The 25679-nt window shown below is 45.0% G+C and carries 22 protein-coding genes; 18 read left to right on the plus strand and 4 right to left on the minus strand.

All coding sequences use genetic code 11. The annotated features are described in order from the left end of the window. The first annotated feature begins 13 nt into the window (after positions 1–13). A complete protein-coding gene (locus B4V02_RS07285; protein WP_167383750.1) occupies positions 14–1312 on the plus strand; it encodes an AAA family ATPase in 1299 nt (432 codons plus the stop codon). 12 nt (positions 1313–1324) lie between these two features. Next, on the plus strand, positions 1325–2269 hold the full coding sequence (locus tag B4V02_RS07290) for a DUF4435 domain-containing protein (protein WP_094154286.1): 945 nt from the start codon (positions 1325–1327) through the stop codon (positions 2267–2269). Between the two features lie 543 nt (positions 2270–2812). On the opposite strand, the gene B4V02_RS07295 is transcribed toward B4V02_RS07290, so the two are convergent. Continuing rightward, complete coding sequence (locus B4V02_RS07295) at positions 2813–3040, minus strand: helix-turn-helix domain-containing protein (protein ID WP_094154287.1); 228 nt, start codon at positions 3038–3040, stop codon at positions 2813–2815. Between the two features lie 108 nt (positions 3041–3148). Between B4V02_RS07295 and B4V02_RS07300 the strand changes: the two genes are divergently transcribed. The 7 genes from B4V02_RS07300 to B4V02_RS07330 all read left to right on the plus strand — a co-directional run bounded on the left by B4V02_RS07300 (position 3149) and on the right by B4V02_RS07330 (position 11424). Next, entirely contained in the window at positions 3149–3415 is a 267-nt protein-coding gene (locus B4V02_RS07300) for a hypothetical protein (protein WP_094154288.1), read from the plus strand. A 429-nt stretch (positions 3416–3844) separates the two neighbouring features. Then, positions 3845–5239 (plus strand): TldD/PmbA family protein, encoded by a 1395-nt coding sequence (locus B4V02_RS07305; protein ID WP_094154289.1) that lies wholly within the window; start codon positions 3845–3847, stop codon positions 5237–5239. A gap of 3 nt (positions 5240–5242) precedes the next feature. After that, positions 5243–6586: a TldD/PmbA family protein gene (locus tag B4V02_RS07310; RefSeq protein ID WP_094154290.1), complete on the plus strand. Its 1344-nt coding sequence runs from the start codon at positions 5243–5245 to the stop codon at positions 6584–6586. A 215-nt stretch (positions 6587–6801) separates the two neighbouring features. Beyond that, entirely contained in the window at positions 6802–8193 is a 1392-nt protein-coding gene (thrC, locus tag B4V02_RS07315) for a threonine synthase (RefSeq protein ID WP_094154291.1), read from the plus strand. A 469-nt stretch (positions 8194–8662) separates the two neighbouring features. Further along, entirely contained in the window at positions 8663–10039 is a 1377-nt protein-coding gene (gene gdhA, locus B4V02_RS07320; RefSeq protein ID WP_094154292.1) for an NADP-specific glutamate dehydrogenase, read from the plus strand. 291 nt (positions 10040–10330) lie between these two features. Beyond that, positions 10331–10723 (plus strand): MarR family winged helix-turn-helix transcriptional regulator, encoded by a 393-nt coding sequence (locus B4V02_RS07325; RefSeq protein ID WP_094154293.1) that lies wholly within the window; start codon positions 10331–10333, stop codon positions 10721–10723. A gap of 53 nt (positions 10724–10776) precedes the next feature. Further along, on the plus strand, positions 10777–11424 hold the full coding sequence (locus B4V02_RS07330; RefSeq protein ID WP_094154294.1) for a nitroreductase family protein: 648 nt from the start codon (positions 10777–10779) through the stop codon (positions 11422–11424). An 84-nt stretch (positions 11425–11508) separates the two neighbouring features. Here the strand turns inward: B4V02_RS07330 and B4V02_RS07335 are convergent, their stop codons facing one another. Both B4V02_RS07335 and B4V02_RS07340 read right to left on the minus strand, forming a co-directional pair. Beyond that, a complete protein-coding gene (locus B4V02_RS07335; protein WP_094154295.1) occupies positions 11509–12663 on the minus strand; it encodes a VanZ family protein in 1155 nt (384 codons plus the stop codon). A gap of 7 nt (positions 12664–12670) precedes the next feature. Next, on the minus strand, positions 12671–14014 hold the full coding sequence (locus B4V02_RS07340; protein WP_094154296.1) for an amino acid permease: 1344 nt from the start codon (positions 14012–14014) through the stop codon (positions 12671–12673). A gap of 188 nt (positions 14015–14202) precedes the next feature. Here B4V02_RS07340 and B4V02_RS07345 point away from each other — a divergent pair, with 188 nt between their 5' ends. After that, entirely contained in the window at positions 14203–16194 is a 1992-nt protein-coding gene (locus B4V02_RS07345; protein ID WP_094154297.1) for an AraC family transcriptional regulator, read from the plus strand. A 120-nt stretch (positions 16195–16314) separates the two neighbouring features. Here the strand turns inward: B4V02_RS07345 and B4V02_RS07350 are convergent, their stop codons facing one another. Further along, positions 16315–17367: a 2,3-butanediol dehydrogenase gene (locus B4V02_RS07350; protein WP_094154298.1), complete on the minus strand. Its 1053-nt coding sequence runs from the start codon at positions 17365–17367 to the stop codon at positions 16315–16317. Between the two features lie 340 nt (positions 17368–17707). Here B4V02_RS07350 and B4V02_RS07355 point away from each other — a divergent pair, with 340 nt between their 5' ends. The 8 genes from B4V02_RS07355 to B4V02_RS07395 all read left to right on the plus strand — a co-directional run bounded on the left by B4V02_RS07355 (position 17708) and on the right by B4V02_RS07395 (position 25629). After that, complete coding sequence (locus tag B4V02_RS07355) at positions 17708–18754, plus strand: LacI family DNA-binding transcriptional regulator (RefSeq protein WP_094154299.1); 1047 nt, start codon at positions 17708–17710, stop codon at positions 18752–18754. A gap of 111 nt (positions 18755–18865) precedes the next feature. Then, a complete protein-coding gene (locus B4V02_RS07360; RefSeq protein ID WP_094154300.1) occupies positions 18866–19516 on the plus strand; it encodes a hypothetical protein in 651 nt (216 codons plus the stop codon). A gap of 201 nt (positions 19517–19717) precedes the next feature. Then, the gene (locus tag B4V02_RS07365; protein ID WP_094154301.1) at positions 19718–19996 is read left to right on the plus strand and encodes an ArsR/SmtB family transcription factor; all 279 of its coding nucleotides are present in this window, start codon (positions 19718–19720) and stop codon (positions 19994–19996) included. Positions 19997–20067: 71 nt separating this feature from the next. Then, entirely contained in the window at positions 20068–21240 is a 1173-nt protein-coding gene (locus tag B4V02_RS07370) for an MFS transporter (RefSeq protein WP_094154302.1), read from the plus strand. Between the two features lie 506 nt (positions 21241–21746). After that, positions 21747–22514, plus strand: a complete 768-nt coding sequence (locus B4V02_RS07380; RefSeq protein WP_094154304.1) for an isocitrate lyase/PEP mutase family protein — start codon at positions 21747–21749, stop codon at positions 22512–22514. Between the two features lie 44 nt (positions 22515–22558). Next, on the plus strand, positions 22559–23119 hold the full coding sequence (locus B4V02_RS07385) for a bifunctional transcriptional activator/DNA repair enzyme AdaA (protein ID WP_094154305.1): 561 nt from the start codon (positions 22559–22561) through the stop codon (positions 23117–23119). A gap of 23 nt (positions 23120–23142) precedes the next feature. Further along, the gene (locus tag B4V02_RS07390) at positions 23143–23640 is read left to right on the plus strand and encodes a methylated-DNA--[protein]-cysteine S-methyltransferase (protein ID WP_094154306.1); all 498 of its coding nucleotides are present in this window, start codon (positions 23143–23145) and stop codon (positions 23638–23640) included. Positions 23641–23760: 120 nt separating this feature from the next. After that, a complete protein-coding gene (locus B4V02_RS07395; protein WP_094154307.1) occupies positions 23761–25629 on the plus strand; it encodes a stalk domain-containing protein in 1869 nt (622 codons plus the stop codon). Positions 25630–25679 lie beyond the last annotated feature (50 nt).

Genomic DNA, 25679 nt, shown 5'->3' on the forward strand with positions numbered 1-25679 from the left:
TATGAGGTGGAAAATGTACAAGATAAGCAGACTATTCATTAATGGTTTTAAAGATCCCAGTAGAACTGTAAAATTAAACTTTTCAAGAGAACCTGTATCTGTTATTTATGGCGATAATGGAGCTGGAAAAACTACCTTGTTAAAGATTTTACATGCACTTATTTCTCGAGACAGTTCCATATTACTTAACGAAAATGTGAAAGAAGTGATTTTGTATTACAAGGTTGAAGGAGGAGAACACGAGAGGAAAGTGAGAGTGTGGAAAAATGAAGTTGATTTGGATAAAATTGAATTATCGGGTATTAATTTAGATGATATACTTGATGAATATAATTGGTCTGAGTTCGACAAGGCAGAGTTTAAAGAGGTGTCTTCTATTTTATTTGGTACTAGTAGAGGAATTAGTTCTTCTACAGTAACTATTAGTCCAGATATTATTATTGATTTTTTAGAGCGGAGCAACTTTTCAAAAGAATTCAGAACACGATCGCGCGTACATTCTTTTGCTTTTGAATTGGCAGAACATTTGAGACGAGATAAAAGAAGAAGGGATTACAGTTCTTTAAATAAAAACTCTATTAATCTTAATATAAAGCATTTGTCATTAGATAGTATTAATATGGACTCTATTGAATCCATACTTATTCAAAGATATAGACTTGCTAAACGTGTAACGAATGAAAGAGTCCAGAAGGCATTGTTTGATACATTATCAGTGGCTCTGAGTGTTGACGCAACAGGAATTGAGGAAGCTGGTCTTACTGAATCTGATTCGAATTTAATAGTTTCTAACAGGGAAAGACTTATTGAGGCATTAACATCATCACCTGAAAATGCACTTAGCGATCAATTAATACGAGTTTTACAGAAAGAAAAAAATTTCACTGAATTAAATAATTCTCTATTACCTAGCTTACTGTTGAAAATGACTTCAGAATTGCAAAGTGAGAAGTCTATTTTGAATTCAATAGATTTTTTGGAAGATGTATTTAATGACCATTTACAAAATGGCAAAAGGCTTGTGGTTAATCAGGATGGGGCTCAAATAGTTCTCAAAGATAGATCACATTCTCTTGATGAATTATCAAGTGGTGAAAAGCATCTTTTATCTTTATTAACACTCTTTATCATTGAGGGAAGCAGACGTAATTTTCTATTAATAGATGAACCAGAGATTTCACTTAATATTAAATGGCAGAGGAAGCTTTTGCAATTATTAAATGAACTTGCTCCTGATTCACAAATAATAGTTGCATCGCATAGCCCTTCAATTTCAGGAAAAAAAGCAAACTATTTAGTAGAATTATTATAGGAGTCATGCTAAATGAAATATAATATTGATGAAGCATTAGTTGCTGCAAGAATGGCAAGTGTTCCTCTTGTTGTAGTTGAAGGCCATGACGATATACAGTTTTATGAGAATTTGTTAATGGATTTAAACAAAGAAGCAGATGTTTTGGCTATAGATACTTTTGAAAATTATGCAGAAGGTTGTGATTCCGTAATAAAAGCAGTTGAACATGTCCAGCAGCAAATTACGGACAACCCTGATTTATTCAACTATTTTTTGGGTATTATAGACAGGGATGCTAGATACTTTAGAGATGAGATACCTGTAGATCTAAAAGGGTTGTTAGTTCTGAAGTATTACTCCTTTGAAAGCCATCTTATAGCTGATCATAATATAAAGTCTATACTTCCACTTATCACATCAATAAATCAAAGTGTTCTTACTTCAGAAATAATAAGTTTTCTAAAGTCTGGATTTAATGATATTAAACAAGAATTATACTACCTATCTTTAGAAGCATTAAAAAATGCATGTGTAAAAGATTATACTTCTATTTTAGGGTATTCTGAAAGTGAAGGTAAAATTGCTGATAATAATTCTCGTAGGTATCTGTATAATGAAGTTGTTATTAAAAAACGGGAGTTGGATGATTTTGCTGATGGATTCGGTTTGAATATAAACAAGCTTCGTCTCATAGTGAAAGGAAAGTGGCTTCTTCAGGCGTTCTCAAATAGCATTTTAGAGAAAATTAATGAACTACCGATTTTTTGTTTCCAGCACGCTCAAAAGAAATGCCAATACTGTGCCAGCGGACAATCTAATAAATGTCTATGGAAAACTAGGGAAAAATATCGTTATAACCAAATAGCCAATTTAATGATGAGTAGTTATGATGAAAATGAAGTGTCGTATATACGATCTAGGCTCAATATGCTGGGTAATATTGGTGAGGGGGAAATGGAACGACAAGTTTCTTGACAGTGGTCACATTTTTGGTCACACTTTTTTCTTCCGAGCGTAGTGAAAAGCTCTAACGAAAAAGCATAAAACTCAGAAAAGCCTTGCCCCGACAAGGCTTTCCTCCTCTTGAAGGACGCCTTGATGACATATGATCAAAAAAAGGCAATACTACCTATGGCAATATCAACTTGGCGATGTAACAGAGCAAAATGGCGAATTTTTGCTGTCCTACACTCAAGCATAAGCTAAACAAACAAGTGAAAACTTTATGTATTATATTTTACACGAGAAAATAATGAACGAGAAATTCGATGCCAGAACAGAGTACATAACCAATTACTACCGATCCAAAATCTAATAACAGCAAGCCAATCAGAAAAGAGAAGAATATACTCCCAATCATGACCGTTGAAACGTGACGTGGACGTAGTGAGGAGGATAATAACAAACTCAAACGTTTGCTGGAAATGGGCTTTACAGCCATCTATTCAAATACAAACGATCAAGAGATTGCTCGGCATACCTATGCATTTTTGGGTAAGGAAAATTAGCAAATGATGCCTATTCCTTTTCTTCTATCTCAACCAAATCAATAATCTCCCGAATATCTTCAATATTCATGGCTTCGGCTATTCTTTCAATATGATTAAAATTAATGCTTTCACGTTTACCTGATTGAAGTTCGCTTAGAGCAGCGTGTCGTACATCAGATAAACGTGAGAGTTCTCTCAAGGAAATATTGTGTTTTCTCGTAATTTCGTTTATTTTCACAACTACTTTCTTTGCCATTAGGTTTCCCACCTTATTTTACAAATTTTTCTTGACGATACGCATAAACGTAACATATAATTTTTGTAAAACTGGTACTCATATACGTACCAAAAGGTGGGGAATATTTTGACTTCTCAGAGTGACATGGTAGCGGAGTATGAAAAGTTAGTAGAACTTGAAAAGCAATACACAGAGAGGATTCAAACTTGTATTAAATTACTTGGAGATGCGTTTAACATTATCGCTGCCAAAGCAGGAGCGTTGAGCATGGATTCAGTTAAGGAAGCGGCTTATTATTTACACTCAACGGAGATTGAACTAAACCATGTTTTGTACTATATCCGTTTAGAGAAAAGTATTTTAACTAATCAGTTAGAGATTGAAACCAAATGAAGCAGACCCGAGCATAGCAGCGGAGGGGAGGAATCGTTCCAAAGTAGACAAGCGTTCGGCCGAAAGCTTTCCGTAGGAAAGCTGCTTCGCCACCGGATTTTACCGTTAGAAATATAATTCAAAAAAATCTGGGGGGAACAGCGATCGGAAGAATGATCCTTCTACGTAGCGGCCTTAGTTGCACGTACTACCTCCTTAAAAAGTCAAACCCGACATGACCCTCCACGGTCTAATCGGGTTTTCTCACTTTCCTTCTCCCAATCTCCGTGCATAAAATCTTCACGCCCCTCCCAACACCGCCGCCCAGATAGTTACACCCACTCCCAACATCATGTATAGTAAAGTTATGGGAAATAAACATGAACCCGCATATTATCTTGATCGCTTAACCGTACAATATGAAACATGGCAAAAACGAGGAGGAACGTGATGATACATCCAACACAGATTCAGGATATGCTGCAAGCCGCGCTGGAGACGGGCGGAGATTTTGCAGAGGTGTTCGTCGAGGACCGTACCAATGGACAACTGGGCATGACTGGGGGAGTCGTGGATACGGCGCTGTCAGGCCGGGATTTTGGGATTGGCATTCGGATCATGAAGGAGCATTTTTCGGTGTATGCCTACACCAGCGACATGAGCGAACAGAGCCTGATTCGATTGACAAAATCGGCAGCCAAGGCCATTCGTGGGGGTGGGGCGCCAGGTACACAACCGATTACACTCCATCCTCATGCTATCTCTAACCACCATCCGATTGCCATCATACCTGACGGATCACAGAAGCGCGCCAAGATCGACATGATGAGACGGGCGCATGAGGCGGCAAGTCAATACGATCCTTCCATCACGCAAACCTCCATTGGGATTAGCAACTCGATTCAGAACGTACTGATCGCCAATAGCAATGGACTACTGGTGGAGGATACCCGCACGTATACACGCATGAGAATAAGCGCTATTGCGACAGCTGGGGAGCATAGACAATCTGGGTTCCGTGGGCCGGGAGCGTATGCGGGGACTGAATTCCTGGAGAATCTGAATATCGAAGAAAATGCGAGACACGCCGCTCGTATTGCGTCTACGATGGTCAAAGCGGGATATGCGCCTAGCGGCAGACTGCCTGTCGTGATTGAGAATGGCTTCGGCGGCGTGCTTTTTCACGAGGCGTGCGGACACGGGCTGGAATCTACAGCGGTGGCCCATGGAACGTCCGTGTTCGCGAATAAGATCGGGCAGCAGGTGGCTTCACCGCTGGTCACGGCTGTGGACAACGGAACGATTCCGAACGCGTGGGGCTCGCTCAATATCGATGATGAAGGAGCGCCGACACAGCGCAACGTACTGATTGAGAACGGCATTTTAAAAGGATATCTGATCGACCGAATGGGCTCGCGCCAGATGGGTGTACCTGCGACAGGATCAGGACGAAGACAATCCTATAAATTCGCGCCTGCATCCCGTATGAACAATACGTTTATTGCGAACGGAGCTTCGACACGTGAAGAGATCATTGCCAATACGGAGTACGGGATCTATGCCAAATCGCTGGGCGGCGGTTCGGTGAATACTTCGACGAGCGAGTTTAATTTTGCAGTCGAAGAGGCGTATATGATTCGCAACGGTAAAATTGCTGAGCCGGTTAAAGGCGCAACGCTGATCGGCAAAGGAATTGAAACCCTGCAAAATATTGATATGGTCGGCAACAATCTGGATCATGGTCAGGGCATGTGCGGCTCGGTCAGCGGAAGTCTTCCGGTCAACTGTGGACAGCCGACGATTCGCGTGTCTGAAATGACCGTCGGCGGACGGAAGGGGGAATAAGCGATGAATATTCAGCAATTTCAGGAAGCGTTGTTCACGAAAGGCCGGGAAATCGGCTACGCGGATATGGAAATCTATTATGTGAATGGACGTTCTACCTCGGTAAAGGTGTTGAAGGGAGAAATCGACCAATATACAATCGTCGAAAACGGTGGACTTTCCTTCCGGGGCGTCATTAACGGGAAAATGGGCTACGCCTCTACGGAGAAGCTGGAACCGGACGTAATCGACTTTTTATTGGAAGAAGCCCGCAGCAACGCGGATATATTGGAGAGCGAGGAGCAGGATGAGCTGTTCGAGGGCTCTGAAAGCTACCTTGAGCAGCCTGCCTATACCGCCGAGCTGGCCGACACCGCACCCGAGATACTTATCGAGGCTGCGCTGGAAATGGAGCGCACAGCGCTTGCCGCAGACCCACGGATTGTGATGGCTCGGCATTGCTCGGTCAGCATTCGTGAAAATGAGGTCCTGATTGCTAACACAAAGGGACTGCATTGCCATCGCCGCAAAAGCCTGGCGACCGCATATGTATACGTCATTGCAACAGAACATAATGAGACGGTTACCGGAGGCTGGCATGATTATTCCCTGCGAAGTGTGGAAGAAATCGATATTGCGGATGTGGCCCACAGGGCGGTACAAGAGGCTGTTTCCCGTCTGGGCGCTCACACGATTCAATCGGATAACTATCCGGTCATTTTCCGTCATGATGCAGCAGCGCAATTGCTGGCTGCGTATACGACGGTATTTTCAGCGGAGTCGGTGGATAAAGGCTTTTCGCGATTGGCTGGGAAACTGGGGCAAAAGGTGGCAAGCGAGCATATCACGTTGATGGATGATCCGCTTATGGAGAACGTTCCGGCAGGCAGTACGTTTGATGCCGAAGGCAGCGCAACGCGCCGCAACGAGATTATCAAGGACGGGGAACTGCGGACGTATTTCCATAACCGCAAGACGGCCCGCAAGGCCGGGGTGCAGAGTACCTCTAATGCTTCCAAGGGCAGCTATAACGGCAAAATCGGTGTGTCATATCATAATCTGTATGTGGAACCAGGCACCTCTACGTTGGAGGATATGATTCGCAGGATGGATCGCGGGTTGATGATCGTTGAGCTGCAAGGACTGCATGCGGGCACAAATACAGCGTCCGGTAATTTTTCGCTGGCTTGTCTGGGATACTGGATTGAGCAGGGGCAAGTGGTTAGAGCGGTCAATCAGATTACCGTATCTGGCAACTTCTTTGACGTGCTACAGCAGGTAGAGGAGGTTGGCAATGATTTGCGTTTTACGGGAAGCTGCACTTCACCTTCACTCAAGCTGGCTTCACTCTCGATTTCGGGCTCATAACTACTGGAGCAATCTCCTTCTTTCCAGGCTTACAGTCTGATTCTGACGTTCCGATTGCCTGGTGATTACAGATGCCTGATGCTTCGGGGTATGGTAAAGTAGGAGAAAGGTTTTAAAAATATGAAAAAAAGCTTGGTTACAGCACCGCGACAGGGTATTATAGACAATAATATATTCGAAAAAGGTTCGAATTGAATTTTTATTGGAGGATGTATATGAGATATATAAGCACTAGAGGTCAAGTAGAAGCTAAGGGATTTATTGATACCGTGCTCATGGGGTTAGCTGACGATGGCGGTTTGATGGTACCGGAGCAGATTCCGGTGGTGCCTGCGGCTACGCTGGAGCAATGGGCAACATTGAGCTACAGAGAGCTGCTGCTGAAAGTTTTTGCGCTGTATATCAATGATGAAATTCCTCGTGAAGATTTGGAGCAGCTGGTGGAACGCAGTTATGCAAGCTTCCGTCACCCGGAAGTTACGCCAGTGAAGAAGATTAACGAATCTCTGTCTATTCTGGAGCTGTTCCATGGCCCTACGTTTGCGTTCAAGGATGTGGCGCTGCAATTTATGGGTGAATTTTATTCCTATGTATCCAAAAAGCAGAATGAGATCATTCACATTTTGGGCGCAACCTCAGGCGATACCGGGGCGGCAGCCATTCAGGGCGTGCGTGGCAAGGAAGGCATTAAAATCTGTATTTTGCATCCGCATCAAAAGGTGAGCAAGGTACAGGAGCTGCAAATGACGACGGTTGACGATAAAAATGTACTCAATCTGTCTGTACAAGGAAACTTTGACGATTGTCAAAAAGTCATCAAGGACCTGTTTGCAGATCTCGATTTCAAAGGCAAGCATCATCTGCGTGCGATTAATTCGATTAACTTTGTGCGTATTTTGGCGCAGACGGTATATTACTTCTATGCCTATTTCCGGGCGCAGGAGTCTGCGGGTACGAAGAAGATCAATGTCAGCGTGCCATCCGGCAACTTTGGCAATATTTTTTCCGGCTTTCTCGCGAAGAAAATGGGTCTGCCGATCCATAAGCTGATCATTGCAACGAATGAAAATAATATTTTGGAGCGCTTCGTGAAGACAGGCGAATACAAACCGGGCGACTTCAAAAGCACATACAGTCCTTCCATGGACATTCAGGTGGCAAGCAATTTCGAAAGATATCTGTACTACTTCCTCGGAGAAGATGCAGCCAAGGTATCGGAATACATGAATAACCTCAAAACCGAGGGGCGGATTGTGATCAGTGCAGAGGATTTGCAACGGGTACAGCAGGATTTTGAAGCTCTCGGTGCTTCGAATGAGCAGTGTCTGGACCTGATCAAAAAATACAAGGCCGAATACGATTATTTGCTGGACCCGCATACAGCTTGCGGTATTGCTGCGTATGAGGCGTATAATGGAGCGGATGAAGTATGTGTGACCTTTGCGACAGCGCATCCGGCCAAATTCGATGAAGCCATCCGTCTGGTGGATATTCAGCAGGAGTTCCCGGCGCCAATTGAACAATTGTTCTCCAAGCCACAGCACCAGCAGGTGGTAGAGCATGACGAGGCAGAAATCGTGCGTCAGCTTGAAGCCTTTTATGTGTAGAGGATCATTTCAGCAATGACGAGCTATATCCCAATAGGATGAGGAAAAGAGGCTACGCCCTGTGCGTGGTCTCTTTTTGTTACCTCCATATTTGCCGGAAAGGCTGTATGTGTATCGAAGACAGAGGAAATGATATACGGTATGATTTCACCTGTCCAAATTGAGAGTTGGCTTCATTCGTTCACATAATTGTCCCATATTGAGTAAGGTATAGAACATGTGAAAATCATGAAAAAAGCCTGTAAATCAAGGGATTAAGCCTTGTGAATATAACAGGGTATGAGAGGTTTATAGAGTTATTTAATATAGGGGACAAATTATTTTTATAAGCAAATTAGATGTATTTATATTAAAAATCATGTATAGTTAACTAAATTTTATGAATACATAAACTTCCACTCTCGCGGGTGTAGATCAACCTGGATCATCGTCTTACAGAGGGGCTAATTATAAAGGGGTGTATTGAAAAGTGACCATTATCCGTTCAGAGCAGAGTCAACAGGCAGCAGCCGAATATGTGCAGTCCGTTTTTGAAAAGGTTATCGCGCGCAATCCTCATGAAAATGAATTTCATCAGGCCGTCAAAGAAATATTGGATTCGTTGGTTCCCGTGCTGGCTAAGCATCCCAAGTATATGCAACAGGGGCTTTTGGAACGGCTGGTGGAGCCGGAGCGTGTCATTACCTTCCGTGTGCCTTGGGTGGATGATGCAGGGAATGTACAGGTCAACCGCGGCTTCCGCGTACAGTTTAACAGTGCGATTGGGCCTTATAAAGGTGGACTTCGCTTCCATCCGTCTGTATATCTGGGAATCGTCAAATTTTTGGGCTTTGAGCAAATTTTCAAGAATGCATTGACAGGTCTCCCCATTGGGGGTGGCAAAGGCGGCTCCGATTTTGATCCCAAAGGGAAATCAGATAACGAAGTTATGCGCTTTACACAAAGCTTCATGACCGAGCTGTACAAATATATCGGCCCGGATGCCGACGTTCCGGCAGGGGATATTGGGGTAGGCGGCCGTGAGATTGGTTACCTGTTCGGGCAGTACAAGCGGATTCGCGGAGGGCATGAAGGCGGTGTCCTGACAGGTAAAGGGGTTCATTACGGAGGTAGCCTCACGCGTACAGAAGCGACAGGCTACGGCTGTGTGTACTTTGTAAATGAGATGCTGCAGGCTCAGGGATCGTCCTTTGAAGGTAAGCGAGTGGTCGTGTCGGGCTCGGGGAATGTATCCATTTATGCGATTGAAAAGGCACAGCAGCTCGGTGCTACAGTCGTTGCCTGTAGTGATTCGAATGGCTACATTTATGATCCCGAAGGCATTGATTTGGAATTGGTGAAGCAGATCAAAGAAGTAAACCGTCTGCGGATTAGCGAGTATACCAAAGAGCGTCCAGGCGCAATATATACAGAGGGCTGTTCCGGCATCTGGTCGATTCCATGCGATATCGCACTGCCATGTGCCACACAGAACGAAATTGACGAGCATGCAGCACAGGTGCTGGTGAGCAATGGCGTAAAAGCTGTGGGTGAAGGTGCCAATATGCCATCCACGCTACAAGCAATTGAAGTATTTTTGGACAGTGGAGTACTGTTTGGGCCAGCCAAAGCTGCCAATGCAGGCGGGGTTGCGGTCTCTGCGCTCGAAATGTCACAGAATAGCATGCGCTTATCATGGACCTTTGAGGAAGTGGACGCCAAGCTGCATGATATTATGAAAAATATCTATGCCAACAGCGTGAAGGCGGCTGAGGAATACGGCGTGCCAGGCAATCTGGTTGTCGGTGCGAACATCGCTGGATTCGTTCGTGTGGCTGACGCTATGCTGTCCCACGGGATTGTCTAAGTCAACGGCAGCCCAGGATACAAGTAGAGAAATAAGTGAACACACGTAATATTACAATAAGCTAGCTAATAAAATGAGAAGCTGAGTGTCCCTCGCAAGGGCGCTCAGCTTTTATTTGCCAAGAGGCACTTTATTTTTCTCAGGGACTTGATTTATTTATAAAGCGGATGTATATTACTTGATAGATCAATCATTGATGGGTCAAAGGTTGGATCGCAAAGCCTGGCACATGCTTAAGGAGGAGAGATTGCTATCACCCAAACATCATCTGACGCTGAGTATATTTTTGAAATGCTGCTGTTGCTGAACAAGCAGATGAGCTCCAAGTTTGAGCGTTGTGCAGGAATCAGCGCATCCAGATTGCAGCTGATGTGCAAGCTGTATCAGGTGGAGGAGATCAGTCAAACTCTGCTGCAAAAAGAGGTTGGCATCGACGCCGCCGCCGTAACTCGCCATTTGAAGCAGCTTGAAGCGAATGCTATGGTCACACGACGCACCAAGCCGGAGGACAACAGGGTTACCTTGGTAAGCCTGACCGATTATGGCCGTGAGCACATGATCACCTTTATGCAGGAGAGAACGCAGTTTGTGGATCGGCTGCTCCAAAGCTTCGACGAGGCACAGCGGCGACAGCTGGCTGAAATGCTGCAAGTCATGAATGGTCATATTTCCGATATGGACTGATTGAAATTTTATCATGACAAATTATACCCGTAGGGGAACAAGGAGAGATTGGAATGAGCAATACGAACACAACTGTAAAAACGAATGATTTTAAAGAGATTGCACTCGGACGTCGTTCGGTGAAAGTATACGATCCGTCCGTGAAGATCAGCCGCGAGGAAATGACTGAGATTTTGACGGAAGCTACACGCGCCCCATCTTCCATTAACCTGCAGCCATGGCGCTTCCTCGTGATTGATAGTCCGGAGGGCAAAGCAACCCTGGCACCACTGGCAAGTTTTAACCAACGTCAAGTGGAGACCTCATCGGCAGTGATCGCAGTGTTCGGAGATTTGAACAACTTTGATTATTTTGAGCAAATTTTCGGAGAAGCTGTAGAATTGGGTTATATGCCAAAGGATGTAAAGGAAATGCAGCAGGAGAAAGTAGCGGCCCATTTTGCAGCGCTTGATCCGGTTGTGAACAAAGAAACGGTGCTGATCGACGGTGGTCTGGTATCTATGCAGCTCATGCTGGTAGCGCGCGCTCACGGCTACGACACCAACCCTATCGGTGGTTATGACAAGGCTAGAATTGCTGAAGCCTTTGGTCTGGATAAAGAGCGTTATGTACCTGTAATGCTCATTTCCATGGGTAAAGGGGTTAACGACGGTCATCCGTCAACACGCTTGCCCATTGATCAAATTGCACAGTGGAAATAAGAGCTGCGAGCTATCGTTTATATACAACATAAAAACAGGCGAAGCCAAGGAACTTCCTTTGCTTCGCCTGTTTTTTGTGCTGACTTAGATGTCCATATGAGCTCCCGGTGGTTCTACAGCATCAACGGTGTCACCTTGAGGATGGTGATAGTGCTTGGGCCAACTAATCTGATGCCAAGTATGACTAAGCTCTTCGTAGAATAAGGGGCCTTTCTTGAACAGGCGTATGACGAGATGGAAAAAGAACCATCCGTTCATCACCAGCAATAAGAGGCTGATTAGGACACTTACCCATGGAGAGACCTGAGACCATAACACAGGACCACCCAGCACATAGTTAAGCCCGAAATACAACCAGTATAAGAGACTATAGCGCTTGATGAGCCCCCACAGGGAAATTCGTTTTCCCGTCCCTGTAAGATGAATACGCACCAGCCATTTCCCTGGAGTTCTCCCATTTGTCAGGTAAGGCACGACCATAAAGTACACCCCGCTGGTAACCCAGAAAGCAGCAGGTACATGCAGGGATTCCATGATGCCGAGCAGCCCAGTCCAAACGATAGAATCCAGGAAAAAGGCTACGCCTCGTCTCGTATAGGATACCCGCTTGGTCGTAATGTCCAAATGCTTGTCCAAATGCTCCAGGCGGGGAAGGAAACGTGAAAACCATTCGCCCAATAAAAAGCCCAGCATACCGCCCAATGTATTAGCCATCAGGTCGTCCACATCGAACACGCGATACGCATGGTCGAAAAATCCATACAATCCTGTCAGCTGCGTTACCTCAAAGAAAAGGGACAAGGTAAAGGACAGAATCAGGCACCATCCCCATCGTGCACGGAAATAATAACGCAAGAATATGCCAAAGGGCACGGTCATAAGGACGTTAAAAGCCACTTGCAGGAAAGCCCGCTCCTTCAGCACATGAAGATAACCGGAGGGATGAGCGGGTGAGACCGATGTTTCTCTTACAATGTCGTGAATGAATTGCAAGGGTATGAATTGCAGCGCTCCCCCGGCTAATGCTGCGTTATGACGCGATGACGGAAGCGGTAAAATGACCAAAAAGAAGGCGTTCATCAAGTATAAAAGCATCAGATAAAGCAGCCATGCTCTAGCCTTGTGAATATAGCCATGTCTGCGATATTGCACGATGAGAAAAGGCAGTGTAAACAATAACGCAGCAAAAGGGAACGCCAGAAAAGCATATGAAACAGGAAACAGATACGATTGAATCATAAGCTGCTTACGCCTGCTTTCTCCGGAACTTTACCAAAGACCAAATGATCAGGAATGCCATGAAAGCCACGCATACGCTAATGCTGATCCGATTTTGCGGGTCCAGCAGGAACAGAAATGCAATCACCCACAGACATCCAATGGTTATTGCCGTGATATAGGGAAATCCCCATATCTTGAAAGTGGGTTCCACCGGGTAAGATTTGCGCAGTTTCAACTGGGACAGGCAAATACAGCTCCAGACGAGCAGCACGACAAAGCCAGGTACAGCCATCAAAATACGGAACAGTCCATCTTGAGCGATATAAGCAACCATGGACCCCACAATCAGAATCACAGCGCACAATTTGAGGCTATTCACCGGCACTCCATTCGATGATACCCGCGCAAGTGATCTGGGCCCTTCCCCATTGACTGCCAGTGAATGCAACATGCGTGTAGCACCGTAAATCCCCGAATTGGCGGCAGACAGTACGGCAGTGATCAGGATAAAGTTCATGACATGGGCCGAGCTTTGAAGTCCTACCGAAGAGAGTACCTGTACAAACGGACTGGTATTCGCATCCAGCTGATTCCAGGGAATCAAGCCACAAATGATGAGAATCGGCAACGTATAGAACAAGACAACGCGAAAAATAAAGCTTTTAACCACCTTAGGCAGCACTTTTTCCGGATTTTCTGTCTCCGTCAACGTTAGTCCGATCAGCTCGGACCCCCCATAGGAAAAAGTAACGACCAGCAGCGCCGAAAAGATAGCCAGCCAGCCATTGGGGAGAAATCCACCATGCTGCGCGTAGTTGCTCAGATAGGGCGGAGTTTCGGTGGGGATAATACCGAACAGTATACAGCCACCCAGCGCGATAAAGATGATAATCATGGCAATCTTGATACCCGCAAGCCAAAATTCCAATTCCCCAAAACCGCCGACACTCAGCATATTGACGACAATAATAAAAGCCGCACTCGCCAAACTGAGTACCCATAAGGGGACATCCGGCAGCCAGTATTGCAGGAAGCTTCCCGCAGCGATGACCTCAATGACACAGACGGCCAGCCACATGAAGCAATACAACCAGCCGATGATAAACGAAAGCCGTTCTCCAAAAGCTTTGCGAATAAAATCCTTCATATTCATGTTCGGATAGACGGTAGCCATCTCGGCAATTGCGCCCATAACGACCAGGAGCAAAAGCCCCGCAAAGACATAGGATAAAATAACTCCAGGTCCTGCCAAGCTGATCGTTTCGGTACTTCCTTTAAAAATACCGGTCCCGATGACTCCGCCCATAGCCATAAAGGTAATGTGTCTTGGGCGCAGCTTTTTGTGTAAAGTTGCTTCATTTGATTTCAACCTGAAATCCTCCTTCATAAAGTGTATAGCTTCAGCATAGCCCAAACAGGGTTACTTCAATTAGACTTATACTACATGAAAATATCCAATTAGGAAATGAAAGAAATAGGATCAATGAAGAGAATGATATATAATGAGGTTGGTTTGGAAAAATAGTATGGTTATTTTATGAGCGGAGGCTTTAATCAGTGAAGCAGGATCGGAAAAAGCAGGCAGGCTCCCAAAGTGGAATAGGCAAGGAGCATGAAGCAGATGAACTGAACAGGCTGCTGTCCACATGGCTCCATTCATCGATCCGTATCATGGATATTCGCCATATTCGGCTGGAACCCGAAGAACTGCTTCAACCATACCGTCTTCCCGCGCAGGCTTTTATTTTGGTACTACAGGGTAGTGTGCGTTTGGGTGGTGAATGGAATGATACAGCGCATTCAGGGTACATACTGCATGGCAGCAAAGGCTTCGAACTTAAAATATCCCCCTCAAACCGAGGGATCGAATATTTTCTTGTGCTATATAAAGTGACTTCTCTATCGGGACCTGCGGTGCATCATCTTCCCGCTATAGCGCATGGCTTTGTACCGCCATATCCGGTTATGCTGTACCAAAAGCTGCAACTGCTGGAGCGTACATGGCAGGATCGGGATGCATTGTCCAGGGTACAGGCTCAAAGCAGATTCTTTGATTTTGCCTACGAATTTATGCGCCAATATCAGGAACAGCAGACGCAAATCCCCGCGCGGGATACGGTGACACAGGCGATTCGGTTTATGGAGGTGCATTATGCGGAGTCCATAACGTTGGAGCGTTTGGCCGGCTTGTTGGAATGCAGTCCAAGGCACCTGACCCGATTATTTAAAAAACAAACAGATTGCAGCCCGATTACGTATCTGATCCGGCTGCGAATGGACAAAGCGAAGGAGCTTCTGCGGAAGACGGATGCTACTTTACAGGATATTGCTGTCGGTGTGGGATACCCGGATGTCTATTTCTTTAGCCGGGCATTCAAGAAATATATCGGTGTATCCCCGGTTCATTACCGGGACAGCTTACATTCATCTGCTTTTGTAAGAGATGAACGTCTGGATAATCCATTACCCATGTCCGGATGCTCCATTGATTCGAAAAGTGGTGCCCTGCATACTGTTATTGAGGATAATAATCATTATCAAAATTACGATGAAGGGATTTTACGAATGAATAGAAACGCAAGGCATTCCATGGCATTTATTTTATTGCTTAGTTTTACGCTTTTGCTCAGTGCATGCTCAGGAACATCCAGTCCTGCGGCAACGGAAGGTACGTCCCAAGGGACCAACAATACAGTGGAGCAAGCATCACAAGAAAGGGTGCTGAAAGATGCACTTGGACATGAGGTGAAGGTTCCGGCTCAACCCCAGCGTGTCATTGCTTCATATCTGGAGGATCATCTGGTTGCGCTGGGTGTTAAACCCGTAGCTCAATGGTCGGTAGGCAAAAATTCGGTTCAGGGTTACCTGCAAAAAGAACTAAAGGATGTTCCTACCATCGCTTCTGACCTTCCGTTTGAAGCCGTTCTGAACTTCAAGCCTGATTTAATCATTATGGACAGTGCGAGCATGGTAGAGGGCGACAAATATAATCAATACTCTAAAATCGCCCCCACCTACGTTGTAGGCAGTAATATGAACAACGATTGGCGTCAAGAGCTGCTAACTGTGGGTGAGGTGCTGAATAAGAGCAGTGAAGCGAAGCAGGCATTAAGCAATTATGATAAAAAAGGGGCAGAAGCCAAGGCCAAGCTGAGCCAGACGGTTGGACAAAAAACCGCAGCAGCCTTGTGGGTAACGGATAAAAACGTGTATGTCGTGAACCAGAATCTATCCAGTGGTGATGTATTGTATAAGGACTTGGGCTTCAAGATTCCCCAGGTCGTACAGGAGATTTCCAAAACGGCCAAGGCCAACTGGAGTAATTTATCGCTGGAGAAGCTGGCAGAGCTGGATGCCGATTATATCTTTATCGTGAACAGCAAAAATGTAAGTAAAGAAGAAATTATAAAAGATCCTGTATGGGCGGGAATTCCAGCTGTGAAAGCTGGGCATGTATACGATTTTGGCAAAGATTCGAGCTGGTTGTATACGGGGACCATTGCGAATGGACAAATGATTGACGATGTTCTGAAAAATGTAATTCAATAATTTGGAGTGTAATCCCAAAAAGCGCTACTCATCTTAGCGGTCTCATGCCGCAGGAAGGGAGCGCTTTTTGGATAAAAAAAAGATGCCTGCACATAGCAGACATCTGATTTTGCTTCTATATTAGGATTGCGGAGATACCAGGATTTTAACTTGATTTTTTTCTTTCAGGAGGCCTTCAAAGCCTTGGTCGATCACTTCTTCGAGCTTAATACGTTTGGTAACCAGCTTGTCCGCAGGGAAATAACCTTTTTCCATCAGGCTGATGACAGCCGGGAACACATCGCGGTAGCCGATGATGCCAGTCAGATTGCGTTCCTTCATGACGATATTGTTAGGCTTGATCGGAGCTTCTTTTTCAAAAATGCTGACGACCATAATTTGTCCGCTGATTTTGGTTGATTCAATTGCTTGAGTCAGCACAGGCGGTACGCCAGTGACCTCATAGGCTACATCTACGCCTCCGTTGGTCCGTTTGTGCAGCTCCTGCACGACATCGTAAGTTTTAGGATCAAGCACGATAGCACCCAGCTCTTCGGCTTTAGCTTTGCGTTCCTCGGAAAGCTCTACTGCATAAATTTCAGATGCGCCCGAAGCTTTCAAGGCTTCAATAACCAGCAAGCCGATAGGACCGGCACCAAATACGACGGCCTTGTCGCCGACTTTCAGCTGGCTTTGACGAACAGCATACAAAGCAACGGCTGAAGGTTCTACCAAAGCGCCCTGCTCGAAAGAGACGCTATCTGGAATCTTGTGAACCATGTGCTCGTCAGCTGCAACGTATTCCGAAAAGCCGCCACCGCCGCCTGCCAGGCCGAGGAAGCCCATTTTATCGCAAAGATTATATTTGCCTTGCTTACAAGCATCACATTCTCCACATGCAAAAACCGGTTCTACGACCACACGGTCGCCAACCTGAATTTTGGTTACACCTTCGCCGATTTCAACCACTTGTCCGGAGAATTCATGTCCCATTACGATCGGAGCTTTTTCACCAGTCAATGGATGCTGAGCATCCTGGGGAATGAAGATGGGTCCTGCCACATATTCATGAAGATCACTTCCGCAAATGCCACACCATTCCACTTTAATTTTCACTTTTCCTGCCAGAGCAGCAGGCTGCTCAATGTTTTCCAAACGTAAGTCTTTTACTCCATGCCATCTCAATGCTTGCATGTCTGTCATCTCCTTGACGAATATATGATCATTTACTGCTATAAAAGCGAATAAAGTAGGAAACGTTTCCGAAAGATAATATGTCACAGATTTTACACATTGTCAAACCAAATTCATGCAAAAAGCACTTGATTTTTTTGTGAATATAATCACTTGTGATTGTGGTGCTATTCTGGCTCATCCCCTTCATCCAAGGGATGGGGTGGATTTTCAGGTGAAGCAGAGACAATGTAGAAGACTGTCTTTCATTTTCGGAGACTCATTCTATGGTATAATATCAATATCGAAATTACATTTTAGAAAGCCGGAAAACGATTCCGTTTTTGAAAGGATTTTGGGCGTGACAGATCAAAAAAAAGTAACCATAGAGGATGTAGCCAAGCGGGCAGGGGTAGGTATTGCGACTGTCTCCAGAGCTATTAACGATAGTGAGGGCATCAGCCCGAAGACGAAAGCATTGATTTTGCGGGTAATTGAAGAAATGGGCTTTACACCCAATACCTCGGCGCAAAGCTTGAAGGTACGTCAGACACGTCAAATTGCGCTGGCCGTGCCGGATATTCGCAACGCGATCATTCCCGAGATCGCCTGGTCTGTGGAGCAGGCAGCCAAGCAGCATGGCTACCGTGTGGTGCAGATTAATACCGCCGGCAATGCCAGAATGGAGCTTGAAACGGTTCGGGAAGTTAAGAAGCTGCATGTGGACGGGCTTATTATTATGCCGCTGGCATACCCCAAAATGCTGGTGGATCTGATCAACAAGTCCAGTGTTCCCGTATCCATCATTAATTACGGCAAGAAGCTGGGTGAAAATGTAAAAGCGGATATCGTCAGTCTGGCCCGGCAAGAGGGACGGCTTGTGATGGAGCATTTACTTAAAATCGGGAGAACAAGAATTGCTTATGCAGGTGCTGCAAAGGACAAAATCGAGGAAAGATACTTCGCTTACGAGCAGTCTCTCCAGCATGTGGACCCTTCACTCGTTTATTTTGGCGATGATTTCTCCTTTGAGACAGGGCTGCGTGCGGCCGATTATTTTTACAGCCTGAAGCATATGCCGGATGCTATTTATGCGGTGAACGATATGGTGGCGATTGGCATTGTCAATCGCTTTAAGGATCTGGGTGTCAAAGTGCCGGATGAGGTTGCTGTAGTCGGTATTGATAACAATCTGTGGGCAACGGTAACGACGCCACAAATCAGCTCTGTTTCCATCATGGGGGAAGAGGTGGCACGATTGGCTGCGGAGCTGTTGCTTAAGCGAATTCAGGAGCAGACACCGGGTGATTATGAGCGTGTGCAATTCGAGCCCCGCCTGATTGTCAGGGAATCAAGCGTCTCTGTGATCCGTAAGCCTACGGTTGGACACGATGGAGTGGAAGCCTAGCTGGTGGCCTTTCCCTCGTTGTAACGATAGATGAACTGCGGCAGGAGCAGTAGAATATAAATAGTCTAGCAATCGTAATACCATTGTTTGTTTGGACAGGAGAGTGGACTCGTGTCAAAAGGTAGCATGTTCGTATCTGTAGTTTGTACTTTATTATTGCTATCCGTTACTGTAGGATGTGCTTCCAGTCCGGTGAAACAGTATACTGATGCTGCGGTGCCGTCCGGGGAAAAGGGCGTGAACCCCAAGCAAAGTGCAGCCAATACGCAGCAAACCCGGCAAAGTAAAGAGGAGCGGGTGCTTTCCTTTTACAAGGATTCATCCCTCAGTGATGAAGAAAAGGTCCATCACATTATGGACGATTTGGCAGGTATTCAATGGGGGAAGTTGAACAAAATCAGTAAACATCAAAGCCTGGAAATCATCGAATATTTGTATAGACAGCGCGCTTTTATTCCATCGGAAAGCTTTCCAAATGTGATCCGGGCTTCTGACGGATTGGATGGGGCCTTAAGCGAAAGCTATGCTGCCATCATGGGGGAATTATTTACAAGGGATAAGACAGCGATGACCCGAGCATTGGCCAATACGGACAAATCATACCGCGTACATGGCATCGGGAGCATCGCGTACGGTCTTAGTTATCGGGAAACGAAGGTAGTCAAAAGGGAAATTCGGCAATGGCAGGCAGGACAAAAGCTTACTGTGGCGGAGAAGCAGGTCATTCGTGCTTTGCTTGTAAAACTGGATGACCCATATTAATAATATGATGGCCGCTCCTCTAACCTGAGGAGCGGCTTATTTGTGCTAGTGTTTAAATGGTTGGGGAATTATTTTATTATGAGATCATGTGAATAATAGCTGTGACCTTAAAATAAGTGCTTTACTTTAGTAGATGTTTATGATAATTTTATTTCGACGAACATCGAAATTAAGACTGGAAGCAGAAGGGAATGGAGCAAGGTGAAAGATACTACGGAGATGCAGCAAGCTGTAAAAATATATAAAGCGCTTGGAGAACCGACTCGTCTCAAGATAGCACTTTTGCTAAAAGAGGAAAGTGACCAATGCTGCTGTGTGCTGGGCGAAAAGCTGAACAGTGTTGCTATCTCAACGCTGTCGCATCACTTGAAGAAAATGGCAGAATCCGGGCTGCTGACATTTCGAAAAGAGGGCACTTTTATTTATTACAGCTTAGATGTTGAAGCAGCAGAGAAATATGCCCCTTTCCTGATAAAATAATTTTTTTTAGTCCTAATTTCGATATTTGTAGAAATATAAAAACAGAAAAAGAAAAGAGGCGTTACTCAGAAATGCAGAGCACGTGGAAGGTATATATTTTGGCAATTGTCAGTTTTTTGGTAGGCACATCTGAATATATAATCTCGGGAATTTTGGATCAGATTGCGACGACCATGGGAATTACAGTGGCTGCCGCAGGTCAGTTGATTACAGTATTTTCTCTCGCCTACGCGATTGGCACACCGATCCTGATGGCCATAACCGCTAAATGGGACAGACGTAAGCTGCTCCTCTATTCTCTCGGATTATTTGCAGTCGCCAATGTCCTGTCCTTTGTTTTGCCGGGCTTCGGCATGTTTATTGCCGCACGTATTCTTATGGCACTCGGGGCGGGAATGGTCGTGGTTACGGCCCTGAGCATCGCAGCGAAAATTGCCCCAGCAGGCAGACAGGCCAGTTCTATTGCTACGGTCACCATGGGTTTTACGGCCTCGCTGATCATTGGAGTTCCACTCGGAAGAATGATATCTTCCGCATATGGCTGGAAAACTGTATTTCTTGGCATCGCTTTGACAGGGATTATTGCCCTGATTATTATCGCTATGACGATTCCCCGTTTAAAAGGAGATCAACCTGTTCCCTTGCTACAGCAATTTGCCCTTCTGAAAAAGCCTGAAGTCGCTTTGGGATTGGCTATCACCTTCTTTTGGCTAGGGGGTTATTCACTCGCGTATACTTACATTTCACCCTATTTGCTGAACGTATCAGGTGTAGGGGAGGATATGCTAAGTTCAGTATTACTCGCCTTCGGGATCGCCAGTCTGATCGGGTCTAAAATCGGTGGATACAGCGCAGATAAAAAGGGCATACCCCTTACATTATTTGGAGGAATGATATTGCACGTCATTTCCTTGCTTTTACTTCCTTTTGCCGCGCATGCTCTAATTGCAGTGTTTGCTTTACTGATTCTGTGGTCGTTCGCAGCCTGGACATCCGGACCTACTCAACAATATAATCTGGTCACGCTTGTGCCTGAGTCTTCTGGCGTCATGCTGAGTCTCAACCAGTCTACGATGCAGCTTTCCATGGCGGCCGGGGCTGGAATTGGTGGCGTAGTTGTAGGTCAGGTATCGCTGGCTTCCATCACCTGGTTTGGAGCAGCCGGTGTTGCTATTGCGATTGTGGCTGTGTATTTACTTTCACGCAGATCCTCAGTTCAAACAGAAGTGAGTGTCACGGAATAAAGATTTATAGATAAACTGAAAAGAGGGAGCCCGGCCACAAAGATGGCTTTACGAGCCCTCTTTGATTGAATTGACAGTATATTTTCTGTAGGGACTAGCTACTCAATCATACTTTGTCCTCGCATTATTGAGAAGTCCCGTTGTTAGACCTATCAGGACTTAAATCTCCGCGCGATACGCTTCTTGTTCTTTTGTCGCCAAATCCATCTCTCAATAAAGTTTTTTTCTTTTCTTTCCTGAAGTGTTTCCTTCATACCTTTGATAAGAAATTCGGATCTTCGCTTGTCATTTCTGCTGATTTCGCGTAGTTCCTCAATAAATTTATGGTCCATGTCCGCATCTCCGTTAGTTCAGGATTGTGCAAATTGCTAAGTTAGATTATACAGAACATACGTTCCTTTTTCAAGTCTATTCCTTTTTATGTAGACCATAAGGGCAAGAATGAGGATGAAACAAAAAAAGCCTCTTGATAGAATGAGATACATCACCTATCAGGAGGCAATAACATGAACAAAATACAGCAATTTAACGCACTGCATACATCAGAGGAACTATTATTTTTGGGGAACGCCTGGGACTTGTTATCTGCCGTCGCTCTTGAGAAAGCAGGCTTTAAGGCAATAGGTACGACGAGCTGGGGGATTGCCAATACGCTTGGGTTTGCAGATGGTGAGCTTATTGATTTTGACCAGCATGTAAGCATCATTCGTACCATTGCAGACCATGTTCAGATTCCGGTATCGGCAGATATTGAAGCAGGGTACGGGGAGGATACGGCAACAATCATTGAGCATGTTTTAAGGATAGCCGATGTGGGAGTTGCAGGGATTAATATTGAGGATTCTTTGAAAACGCAAAAGGGGCTTCGAGAAGTGGACCTGCACAGTAACCTGCTGTCCCAGATAAGAGCTGCATTGGATGCACATGGGTATAATGAGTTATTTATAAACGCAAGAACGGATACATATTTGCAAAAGGATGCTCCACTTGCGGAAACGATTGAACGGGCCAAAGCGTATGTGGAGAGCGGTGCGAGCGGCATTTTTGTTCCGGGGCTCCGGGATGATGAAGAGATTAGAGAAGTTGTACTCCATGTAAAAGCTCCGCTGAATGTTTTATCCTTGCCAGGTCTGACGAATGTCCGCAAGCTTCAGCAGCTAGGAGTTAAACGGTTTAGCTTTGGTAATGCCTTTTCTGATAATATAAAAGTTGCTTTGCACAAGAACGCTGAACAGTTAATCAAGCTTCAAGATACCTCGCATTTATATTCTTGAGGATGAGCCCAGGATAAACAATAGAAGGGACAGAGTATTCGATCATGACTAATATCAGGCTTTCTTTTGAAGAAATGTGGGAGAAAATTATAGCGTGTGATCGTAAATATGACGGATTGTTTTATACCGCTGTGAAAACAACCCGCATATACTGTCGACCTTCCTGTCGCTCCAGGAAGCCGAAAAAAATAAATGTTGAATTTTATGATGAAATACACGCAGTGGAGAAAGCAGGGTTTCGTGCCTGCAAAAGATGCCAGCCCCACGCAGATGTTTCGCCGTATATCAGGCTTGTCCAGAATGCGGTCGCCTTCCTGGTCAATCATTATAAAGAAAGACTGATATTGCAGGATATTGCGGATCATGTTGGCGTAAGCCCTTTTTATTTGGAACGCATTTTTAAGCAGGAAACCACAGAAACGCCCCGCACATATTTGGAAAAAATCAGAGTGGATAAGGCAGCCTATCTGCTTAAAAGTACAGATCTAACGAATCTTGAGATTTGCTATGAGACAGGCTTTCAAAGCCCTTCGAATTTTTATAAGGTATTTCGCGGCTTGACCCAATGTTCTCCCAGTGAGTACAGGAAGCTGAATAAGGAGTAGTTCAAGGAGGTTGTTATTCTTTTATGAGCAAGCTATATGTATTGAATTATGTATCGCCGATCGGGGAGATCGAGATATGGGGCACGAGTGAAGCAGTTCATTCCATCATGTTCTCTGATCGGGATGTGCCCTTAACCATAGTTAAGGAAGAGGCTCTACCCCAGGTTTTAGAGGAATGTGCGAGTCAGCTTGACGAGTATTTTAAAGGTGAGCGCCATGAGTTTACGTTTCCCTATGCCTTTGAAGGTACAGACTTTCAGCAAAGGGTATGGAATGCGCTGGTGAAAGTAGCATATGGTGAAACGGCAGCGTATAAGGACATTGCCCTTGCTATTGGAAATGAAAAAGCGATTCGAGCCGTAGGCAGTGCAAATGGAAAAAATAAGCTGAGTATTGTCATTCCATGTCACCGAATTATAGGTTCAAATCAGAAACTAACCGGCTATGCAGGAGGCCTATGGAGAAAAGAATGGTTACTCCAGCATGAGAAGCATTTTTCAAAGGCCATTCAGAGATCTTGAGGAGGGTCCTGAAAAAGTGAGCTGTCATATCCAAAACTGTCATTAGATTACATGAACTTCATTGAACCCTGTGCTATGATTTACCAAACAGATCAGAGATTCCAAAAAGGGGAAATAAGGATGAAGTTCAAGAAGACGATGCTTCTGCTCATGTTTTCAACGATACTCACGGGTTGGTTAACGGTGGGTACGGAAAGTGTTCACGCTGCCACTTCAATTGTATTCAGAGAGGGAGACAGGCTTAAGCTCTTACTTGAGGATGGCAATGGTGCCAACAGAGTGTTTAAATTTAATCTTGAGAATATGATTATGCCTGGTACACCAATTCGTCTGTACAGTAACCTTACTGAAATTCCTTCCAGTGGCTTTACAGTCGATTATACGAATTCAACCATTACAATTGCGGATTCGCAGCCAGCGCCTAGTGTAGGATCAGAAAATCATATAGTGATTCCTATAGGTTCCATCATGGAGGGGTCTGTGAAGTCAATCGACGAATCTACAGTAACTCCACTTGCTGAGGAGCCGAAAGTAACGCAGCCTGAGGTGGAGACCAAGACGAAAGAGACTACCTCTGTCAATAAATCCGAGGCTGCCTCATCTGTAGATGAACCGAAAGTAGCGCAGCCGGTCGTGGAATCTAAAGAAGACCAAGCTGTTGATGAATCGCCGGAAATTCCTTTATCTATACCATCTGGAGAACAATTTCCGGGTACATTTACGATCAACTCCTCAGGTACGTCATTTGCGGTTCGTTTGAAGATGAAAAATATTCAACCAACTTACACTTCCTACGTTATGGTCAAAAATTCAGATGCGCAATTGGTTAAACGGATTCAGTTCGATCCGGCAACAACCTTTAAATACTCTTTGAGTAACCTGAATTTGTCTACCGGTGGATACTACTTTTATATTAAAATGATCGATCAATCGGGAAATTCGGCAGCGTCTGTCCCCCAATTTGTTCCCATAAATAACAACAAAGCTGGGCAGGTTGTGGTGTTTATTGATGGAAAGTTGCAACAATATGAGCAGCCTGCGACCTCTATTAGCGGAAGTATGCTGGTGCCGTTTCGTGCTGTGTTTGAAGCGCTTGGAGCGAAGGTGAAATGGGATGGAGCTACCAAGACCGTTACGGCGACTAAAGGGAATACGACGATCAAATTAACCGTGGGCTCCAGAGATGCCTATATCAATGGTAAATTGGTGCGACTCAATGCCGCGCCAAGACTCATTAACGGCAAAGTGATGGTTCCGATTCGCTTTGTAAGTGAGGCGCTGGGAGCGAAGGTGAAGTGGAATATTGCAGCACAGAGCGTTGTAATTTTTCTTGCCCCACCGCAGGTTTTGACAACAAGCGAAAGTGAACAATTAATGGAGGAAAACGAGGACAATTACGAACCACAAACCAATCTGACAATTCTGAAAAAGATTTCCACTACCCTCACCAAATCTACTGATATTGTGTTCGTTATAGATGTTACGAGTAGTATGACTGGAACGCTGGATTATGTGAGACAAAAGGTTAAAGGTTTCGTTGATTCCGTTCCATCAGGTTCCCAATTTGCTGTCGTTGCATTTCGGGATATCAATTTAAAGGCAGATAAGGATTTGGAGTTTTTTGAGTTTACGAAGGATAAAAACAAGTTAAAGGGCAATTTAAATATGCTGCGTCCTTTGGCTGGCGGGGATTTGAAGGAATCGGGATTGGAGGCCATCCAGTTGGCTATCAGTAAATTCCCCAAAAATTCAAGTTCCAAAACGATCATATTCATTACAGATGCGCCGGTTCACGATAAGAGTACAACGCCGGACAAAGCCCGTTTCTCAGTGGATGAAATAAACAAGCAGTTACAAAAAAATGATGTTGTTTTTAATGCAATCGTGCCTGCAAATGGACCGGCCAACAAGCAAATGAAAAAGCTCGTAGATAGCAACAAGGGAACCTTGTATGATATCAGGGATGCTAAGCTGAATTTAGCGAAGTAGGTTTGTCCAAATCAAAATAAAGCCGTACAAAAGGAGCTGATGTCAGGCTC

Origin of the sequence: Paenibacillus kribbensis, assembly GCF_002240415.1 — a bacterium.
GTDB classification, from domain to species: domain Bacteria; phylum Bacillota; class Bacilli; order Paenibacillales; family Paenibacillaceae; genus Paenibacillus; species Paenibacillus kribbensis.